Genomic DNA, 7,576 nt, shown 5'->3' with positions numbered 1-7,576 from the left:
CATTCGCCCGGCGGAGCCTGGCTCCTACAAAGTCAGGTCAGCTCTTCATCTTGAACTGGCGCAGGCGCACCCCGGTGATGGCGAGCCAGGCGAAGTAGGCCCCGGCGCCGGCCACCACCAGCGCCGCCAGCCAGGCGACCCGCGTCCAGACGTCCCAGCCCAGCCACGCCTGCCAGTCCGGCGAGACCGCCCACAGGCCGACGCCCATCACCGCGCAGCCGCCCAGCAGCTGCACCGCGTAGCGGCCCCAGCCGGGCTGGAACACCAGCACCCGCTCCTTGTGGAGCAGCCAGCCCAGCAGGCCGGCGTTCAGGAAGGCCGAGAGCGCCGTAGCGAGCGCCAGGCCGGCATGGGCCAGCGGCCAGATCAGGATCAGGTTGAAGACCATGTTGGCGACCATGGCGATGATGCCGATCTTCACCGGCGTGCTGGTGTTCTGGCGGGCGAAGAAGCCCGGCGCCAGCACCTTGATCAGCATGAAGGCCACCAGGCCGAAGGCATAGGCGCGCAGGCTCATGGCCGCCATGGCGATGTCGTGCTCGGTCATGGCGCCATAGTGGAACAGCGAGATCAGCAGCGGCTCGGCCAGTATCGCCAGCGCCAGCGCCGCCGGCAGCCCCAGCAGCAGCACGGCGCGGATCGCCCAGTCGAGCATCTCGCTGAAGTGCTGGCCGGACTGGGCAGCGTGGCGCTTGGAGAGCGCGGGCAGGATCACCGTGCCGATGGCGATGCCGAAGACTCCCAGCGGCAGTTCCACCAGGCGGTCGGAGTAGTAGAGCCAGGAGACGCTGCCCGGTGCCAGCAGCGAAGCGAGGATGGTGTCGAGCAGCAGGTTGATCTGGGAGACCGAGACGCCGAACAGCGCCGGCGCCATCAGCACCATGATCTGCTTCACCCCGGGGTGCACGAAGCTCGGCCAGGGCCTGGGCATCAGCCCCAGGCGCACCAGGAAGGGCACCTGGAAGGCGAGCTGGGCGACGCCGGCGATCAGCACCCCCCAGGCCAGCGCCATGGCGGGCTCGGTCATCAGCGGGGTGAGCAGCAGGGCGGCGCCGATCAGCGAAAGGTTGAGCAGCACCGGGGTGAAGGCCGGGATGGCGAAGCGGTTCCAGGTGTTGAGCACGCTGCCGGCAAACGCCGTCAGCGAGATCAGCAGCAGGTAGGGAAAGGTGAGCCGCAGCATGTCGGCGGTGAGCGCCAGCTTGGCGGGGTCGCGGCCGAAGCCGGGGGCAAACACCCACACCAGCCAGGGCGCGGCGACCATGAACAGCGCGGTGAGCAGCGCCAGCACCACGGTGAGGCTGCCGGCGGCGGCGTCGAGCAGTTCGCGCACCTCGCGCTTGCTGCCGCGGGTGGCGTACTCCGAGAGCACCGGCACGAAGGCCTGGTTGAAGGCCCCCTCGGCGAACAGCCGGCGCATGAAGTTGGGGATCTTGAAGGCGACGAAGAAGGCGTCGGCGCCGCTGCCGGCACCGAACAGGGTGGCCACCACCACGTCGCGCACCAGGCCCATCACCCGGGAGAGCATGGTCATCACGCTGACCACCAGCCCCGAGCGCATCAGCCCGCCGGCCTTGGGGGCCACCACCTTGTCGTGCTCATCCACCGGCGTGGGTGGCGACTGCTCGCGATCCGTCACGGTAGGGCTCCTCGGCGGGATCGGGGAAAGGCGGCCACAAAAAAACCGGCCGCAGCCGGTTTTTCACGAGACGCCTGCCGCTCGGGCCGCGCCTCGAGGGCATCTGACCGGCTTAGGCAGCCAGGGCCTTGATGCGCTTGTTCAGGCGGCTCTTCAGACGCGCGGCGCGCTTCTTGGAGAGCACGTCCTTGTCGGCGATGCGATCGATGATCGGCTGCGCCAGCTGAAACTCGGCCATGGCCTGAGCGTGGTCACCGCTGTTGATGGCCTTGATGACGCGCTTGACGTAGGTGCGCACCATGGAGCGCTGACCGGCTTTCAGTACACGACGGCCTTCGGACTGACGGGCGCGCTTGCGAGCTTGCTTGCTGTTTGCCACTGGGTGTCTCCTTGGAGATTCTTCGCCGCCCGTGTGATGACGGCATCGATAACGTATTGATCCGGCAGAAAAGTCCGAGACTTTCCGCCGGCTTGGCCATCTGGCCGACCGCTTGACATCAGCGATCGTTCACGGGCCGTGTCTGAGAGGATGGCGCATCCTATCACAGCCCGGGCCGTGCTTTCCATAGTCACGCGGCTACAACTAGTCACGCGGCTACAACACCACCAGGTTGTCGCGGTGGATCAGCTCCGGGGCCTCCATGAAGCCGAGGATCGCCTCGATCTGGTGGCTCGGCTTGCCGAGGAGGCGCGCCGCGTCATCGGCGCCGTAGTTGACCAGCCCCTTGGCCACACGCCCGCCCTGCTCGTCCACGCAGAGCACCATGTCGCCGCGGCGGAACTGCCCCGCTACCGCCTTGACCCCCACCGCCAGCAGGCTGGAACCGCTCTCGCGCAGCACCTTCACCGCCCCGGCGTCCAGGGTGAGCGTGCCGCTTACCTGAAGCTGACCCGCCAACCAGCGCTTGCGCGCCGCGATGGGCGCCTGGTCCGGGCGCAGCAGGGTGCCCAGCCGCTCACCGGCCATCAGCCGGGTGAGCACCTCGGGCTGGCGGCCGCCGGCGATGGCGGTGAAGGCGCCGGAGCGCGCCGCCAGGTGGGCCGCGCGAAGCTTGGTGGCCATGCCGCCGCGCCCCAGAGCGCCGCCGCCACCGGCCATGGAAGCCAACGCCGGGTCATCGGCACGCCCTTCGCTGATCAGCCGCGCCTCGGGATTGTGGCGCGGGTCGGCGTCGAACAACCCCTCCTGATCGGTGAGGATCACCAGGGCATCGGCCTCCAGCAGGTTGGCCACCAGGGCCCCCAGGGTGTCGTTGTCGCCGAAGCGGATCTCGTCGGTGACCACGGTGTCGTTCTCGTTGATCACCGGCACCACCCGCAGGTCGACCAGGGTGCGCAGCGCCGAACGGGCATTGAGGTAGCGCTTGCGGTTGGAGAGGTCGTCGTGGGTCAGCAGCACCTGGGCGGTGAGCAGGCCGTGGCGGGCGAAGTGGCCTTCGTAGCATTCGGTGAGGCCGTTCTGCCCCACCGCGGCAGCGGCCTGAAGCTCGTGCACCGCCGAGGGACGCACCTGCCAGCCGAGGCGCACCATGCCGGCGGCCACCGCGCCCGAGGAGACCAGCACCACCTCGATGCCGCGGCGGTGCAGCGCGGCGATCTGGTCGACCCAGCCGCCGATGGCGGCCTCGTCGAGGCCGCGACCGTCGTTGGTCAGCAGCGCGCTACCGATCTTCACCACCACCCGCCGGGCGGCCACCAGCGCCTCGCGGCCCGCCACCTGCTCGTTGCCTTCCATCAGCTTGTAACCCTCAGGGCGCGTATTCGACCTCGACGTCGTAGTCGTCGTCATCGAAATCGTCGTCATCCTCGTCGGCCTTCCGGCGCTTGCGGCCCAGGCGCGCCTCGGTGCGGGCGACCGCCTCGTCTTCCATGCGCTGGCGCATCTCGCGGGCTCGCTCGGCGGCCTCCTCATCCTCGTTCTCCAGCTGGCGCTGCTCGGTGAGCCAGCGGTAGGCGGCCTGCACCAGGGCATCGGTGCCGTCGGCGGAGATGGCCGAGATGCGGAACACCGGCCCCTCCCAGCCCAGGCGGCGGACGATATCGGCGGCACGCTCCTCGCGATCCTCGGCGGGCAGCAGGTCGAACTTGTTGAGCACCAGCCAGCGCGGCAGTTCGGCCAGCGTCGGGGAGAACTCGCCCAGTTCGTGGGTGATCGCCTGCGCCACCTCCACCGGGTCGGACTCGTCGAAGGGCGCCACGTCCACCACGTGGAACAGCAGCCGGGTACGGGTCAGGTGCTTGAGGAAGCGCAGCCCCAGGCCGGCGCCCTCCGAGGCTCCCTCGATCAGCCCCGGCACGTCGGCCATCACGAAGTGCTCGTGCATGCCGAGCTTCACCACGCCCAGGTTGGGCACCAGGGTGGTGAAGGGGTAGTTGGCCACCTTGGGCTTGGCGGCGGAGACGGCGCGGATCAGCGTCGACTTGCCGGCGTTGGGCATGCCCAGCAGGCCCACGTCGGCCATCACCTTCATCTCCAGGCGCAGGTTGCGGCGCTCTCCCTCGGTGCCCGGGGTGGTCCGCCGCGGCGCCCGGTTGGTGGAGGACTTGAAGTGGATGTTGCCCAGCCCCCGGCGACCACCCTGGGCCACCATCACCACCTGCCCGATCTCGGTGACATCGGCGATCACTTCGAGGGTCTCCTCGTCGATCACCGTGGTGCCCACCGGCACCTTGACGTGCAGATCCTCGCCGGCGCGGCCACTCATCTGCCGGCCCATGCCACCCTGGCCGTTCTGAGCCTTGTAGAAGCGCTGGAACCTGAAGTCGATCAGGGTGTTGAGGGCATCGTCACCGATCAGGTAGACGGTGCCGCCGTGGCCGCCATCGCCGCCATCCGGACCACCCTTGGGCACATACTTCTCGCGCCGGAAGCTGAGGCAGCCATTGCCCCCCTTGCCGGCTTCCACGATGATCGAGGCTTCGTCGACGAACTGCATCTGTCATTCTCCTGACGGCGACTGCCGTCCCACCCACCTGGGTATATACAAGAAGGCCCCGCCTGGGCGGGGCCTTCTCGCTGCAAGCCTCAGGCGTCTCAGGCAGAGACGACGCTGACGAACTTGCGGCTTTTCGGACCCTTGGTCTCGAACTTGATCACACCGTCGTTCAGGGCGAACAGGGTGTGGTCGCGACCCAGGCCAACGCCGGTACCGGCGTGGAACTTGGTGCCGCGCTGACGCACGATGATGTTGCCGGCGGTAACGGCCTGGCCACCGAACAGCTTCACGCCAAGGCGCTTGGATTCGGAATCGCGACCGTTACGCGTGGAACCGGCTGCTTTCTTATGTGCCATGGAAAAATCCTCCGTTCAGGGGATGGGCCGCTTACGCGGAGATCCCGGTGATCTTGACTTCAGTGAACCACTGGCGGTGGCCCTGACGCTTCATGTGGTGCTTGCGGCGGCGGAACTTGATGATGGTGATCTTGTCCCGGCGGCCGTGGGAAACGATCTCGGCAGAGACCTTGGCACCCTCGACCAGCGGCGCGCCGACCTGAACATTGTCGTCGTTGCCAACCAGCAGCACTTCGTCGAAGTCGATGGACTCGCCGGTCGGGACTTCGATCTTCTCGAGCTTGAGGGTCTGGCCTTCCTGAACGCGGTACTGCTTGCCACCGCTCTTGATAACTGCGTACATGCTTTTCTCTCCAGGACTCATCGGGGTTGGCTCTTGATCGGCCTGCGGCGAGTGGCGCCTCTTCTGGCACCATCTGACAGGGAGCGGGATGAGTGGGGCGCGCATTATAACCGTGCGCCGAGGGCGGCACAACCCGCGCAGCCCCCGCAGGTCTTGCCTACCGGGGCGGCCAGGAGCGGCTCGCCTTGACGCCCATGAGGGCGGCCCATAGCATGACCGGCAACTCAAGGCCAGAGGGGGCCGCCCCGCCCCGGCCCCCATCAATTCCGTCGAAGCCGCCTCCATGACTGCCAACGTCACCCCATCCGCCGCTGCCCCCTCGCCGATCCACGCCGTCGTGGCCGAGGATTTCGCGGCCGTCAACCGGACCATCATGGATCAGCTCGCCTCGCGGATTCCGCTGGTGGAGACCATCGGCCAGTACATCATCGCCAGCGGCGGCAAGCGCCTGCGTCCACTGCTGGTGCTATTGGCGGCCCGCGCGCTGGGCTACCAGGGCGAGCGCCACGTGACCCTGGCCACCCTGATCGAGTTCATGCACACCTCTACCCTGCTGCACGATGACGTGGTGGACGAATCCCACATGCGCCGCGGCAAGGCCACCGCCAACGACGCCTGGGGCAACGCCCCCTCGGTGCTGGTCGGCGACTTCCTCTATTCGCGCTCCTTTCAGATGATGGTAAGCGTCGGCTCCATGCGGATCATGGAGGTGCTCTCCGGCGCCACCTGCGTGATCGCCGAGGGGGAGGTGCAGCAGCTCACCAATGTGGGCAACCCGGACATCGACGAGGCGGCCTACTTCGAGACCATTCAGGGCAAGACCGCGATGCTCTTCGAGGCGGCCAGCCACAGCGGCGCCATTCTCGCCGAGGCCACCCCGGAACAGGAGGCCGCCCTGCAGCACTACGGGCGCTATCTGGGCCTGGCCTTCCAGCTGATCGACGACCTGCTCGACTACCAGGGCGACGCCGAGGCAATGGGCAAGAACGTCGGCGACGACCTGGCCGAGGGCAAGCCCACCCTGCCGCTGATCCAGGCCATGGCCACCGGCACCCCGGAGCAGGCCGCGGTGATCCGCCGCGCGATCCGCCAGGGCGGCCTGGATCACCTCGACGAGGTGCTGGCCATCGTCAACGCCACCGGCGCGCTGGACTACACCCGCTCCCGGGCCGAGGAGATGGCCGACAGGGCCCTCGCGCAGCTCGACCACCTGCCCCCCTCCCCCTACCGCGACAGCATGGCCGACCTGGCCCGCCTGGCGGTGGAACGCGAGTCGTGAGCCTGCCCGTTGACAGGGGCTTGCAAAGCACCGCGCTGCGGGTATAATTCGACCCCGTTGAGGCATCAGCCCAACGCGTCGGAGTATAGCTCAGCTTGGTAGAGCGCTGCCTTCGGGAGGCAGAGGTCGCAGGTTCGAATCCTGCTACTCCGACCAGGAATTCAAGGCCTTGCGGTTATCCGCAAGGCCTTTTTCGTATGCCCGGGCGTCACAGGCCAGGCGAGCGCTGCCTCCCGAAGGCAGCGCTCGCCGGTTCGTCAGGTCACGGTGATGACGGTACAGCCGGCGATATGGCTGATCTTGTGGGAGACGCTGCCGAAGACCATGCCGCGCATGTCGCTGACCCCGCGACTGCCCATGACGATGGCGTCGGCGCCGAGGCTCTCGGCCTCCTTGTTGATCAGATCGGCCGGACGCCCCTGCCGGGTCACCTCCTCGACCTCGATGCCGTCGAGGTTGACCGCGGAGCGCGCCTTCTCGATGACCTTGTGGGCCTCCTGCTTCATGCCTTCGGCGAGCTTCTCGCGCTCCACCTCGGAGAAGGGCTCGGCGGTGCCGCCGGTGAACAGGCCGATGTTGTCGGGGGGAAACTCGGCCACGGTCATCAGGTGCAGCGTCGCGGAGGAGGCGCGGGCCAGTAGCGCGGCGACGCTCAACGCCTTCTCGGCATGGGCGGAGCCGTCGACGGGAACCAGGATGGTCTTGAACATGGGGATTGTCCTTCTTGTCGGATGGGGAAGCGAGACACTCGGTGCCCCTCTTTTTCCAGCCTAGACGCTCGCCGCCGAACGGCCATGTCCTGGATCAAGCCGCCCAGCCGAAACCCAGGATCGGCATGGCCAGGGTGAACACCACCAGGGTGATGACCACCAGCGCCGCAACACTGATCAGGGCACCGGCCCGCACCATCTCGGCCACGCTGAGCTTGCCGCTGGCGAACACCACGGCGTTGGGCGGGGTGGCCACCGGCAGCATGAAGGCGCAGCTGGCCGCCATGGCCACCGGCACCGAGAGCAGCAGCGG

At 67.9% G+C, this 7,576-nt stretch carries 9 protein-coding genes and 1 tRNA gene; 2 read left to right on the top strand and 8 right to left on the bottom strand.

Going from position 1 to position 7,576, the window contains the following annotated elements:
• Positions 1-37 precede the first annotated feature (37 nt).
• The 6 genes from murJ to rplU all read right to left on the bottom strand — a co-directional run bounded on the left by murJ (position 38) and on the right by rplU (position 5,274).
• Complete coding sequence (murJ, locus tag IBX53_RS13205) at positions 38-1,561, bottom strand: murein biosynthesis integral membrane protein MurJ (protein ID WP_290909985.1); 1,524 nt, start codon at positions 1,559-1,561, stop codon at positions 38-40.
• A gap of 190 nt (positions 1,562-1,751) precedes the next feature.
• Positions 1,752-2,018, bottom strand: coding sequence for a 30S ribosomal protein S20 (gene rpsT / locus IBX53_RS13200; protein WP_290909983.1), 267 nt, complete (start codon positions 2,016-2,018; stop codon positions 1,752-1,754).
• 216 nt (positions 2,019-2,234) lie between these two features.
• Positions 2,235-3,374: a glutamate 5-kinase gene (gene proB / locus IBX53_RS13195; protein WP_290909981.1), complete on the bottom strand. Its 1,140-nt coding sequence runs from the start codon at positions 3,372-3,374 to the stop codon at positions 2,235-2,237.
• 13 nt (positions 3,375-3,387) lie between these two features.
• Positions 3,388-4,575 (bottom strand): Obg family GTPase CgtA, encoded by a 1,188-nt coding sequence (gene cgtA, locus IBX53_RS13190; RefSeq protein ID WP_290909979.1) that lies wholly within the window; start codon positions 4,573-4,575, stop codon positions 3,388-3,390.
• A 98-nt stretch (positions 4,576-4,673) separates the two neighbouring features.
• Positions 4,674-4,931 carry a 50S ribosomal protein L27 gene (rpmA, locus tag IBX53_RS13185; protein ID WP_290909977.1) on the bottom strand — a complete coding sequence of 86 codons (258 nt, stop codon included), beginning with the start codon at positions 4,929-4,931 and terminating at the stop codon, positions 4,674-4,676.
• A 31-nt stretch (positions 4,932-4,962) separates the two neighbouring features.
• Positions 4,963-5,274, bottom strand: coding sequence for a 50S ribosomal protein L21 (gene rplU / locus IBX53_RS13180; RefSeq protein WP_290909976.1), 312 nt, complete (start codon positions 5,272-5,274; stop codon positions 4,963-4,965).
• 283 nt (positions 5,275-5,557) lie between these two features.
• On the opposite strand from rplU, the gene ispB reads away from it, so the two are divergent.
• Positions 5,558-6,553: an octaprenyl diphosphate synthase gene (ispB, locus tag IBX53_RS13175; protein ID WP_290909975.1), complete on the top strand. Its 996-nt coding sequence runs from the start codon at positions 5,558-5,560 to the stop codon at positions 6,551-6,553.
• Between the two features lie 79 nt (positions 6,554-6,632).
• Positions 6,633-6,709 (top strand) — tRNA-Pro (locus IBX53_RS13170).
• Positions 6,710-6,810: 101 nt separating this feature from the next.
• Here the strand turns inward: IBX53_RS13170 and IBX53_RS13165 are convergent.
• Together IBX53_RS13165 and IBX53_RS13160 are read right to left on the bottom strand one after the other, a co-directional pair.
• Positions 6,811-7,263, bottom strand: coding sequence for a universal stress protein (locus IBX53_RS13165; protein WP_290909974.1), 453 nt, complete (start codon positions 7,261-7,263; stop codon positions 6,811-6,813).
• Between the two features lie 94 nt (positions 7,264-7,357).
• Positions 7,358-7,576 (bottom strand): anion permease (locus tag IBX53_RS13160; RefSeq protein ID WP_290909973.1); only part of this gene is annotated, 219 nt, incomplete at its 5' end.

Origin of the sequence: Halomonas sp. (assembly GCF_014859505.1) — a bacterium.
Classification (GTDB): Bacteria; Pseudomonadota; Gammaproteobacteria; order Pseudomonadales; family Halomonadaceae; genus Halomonas.
The sequence above is the reverse complement of the archived record's forward strand: the minus strand, read 5'-3'. Positions and strand labels throughout refer to the sequence as shown.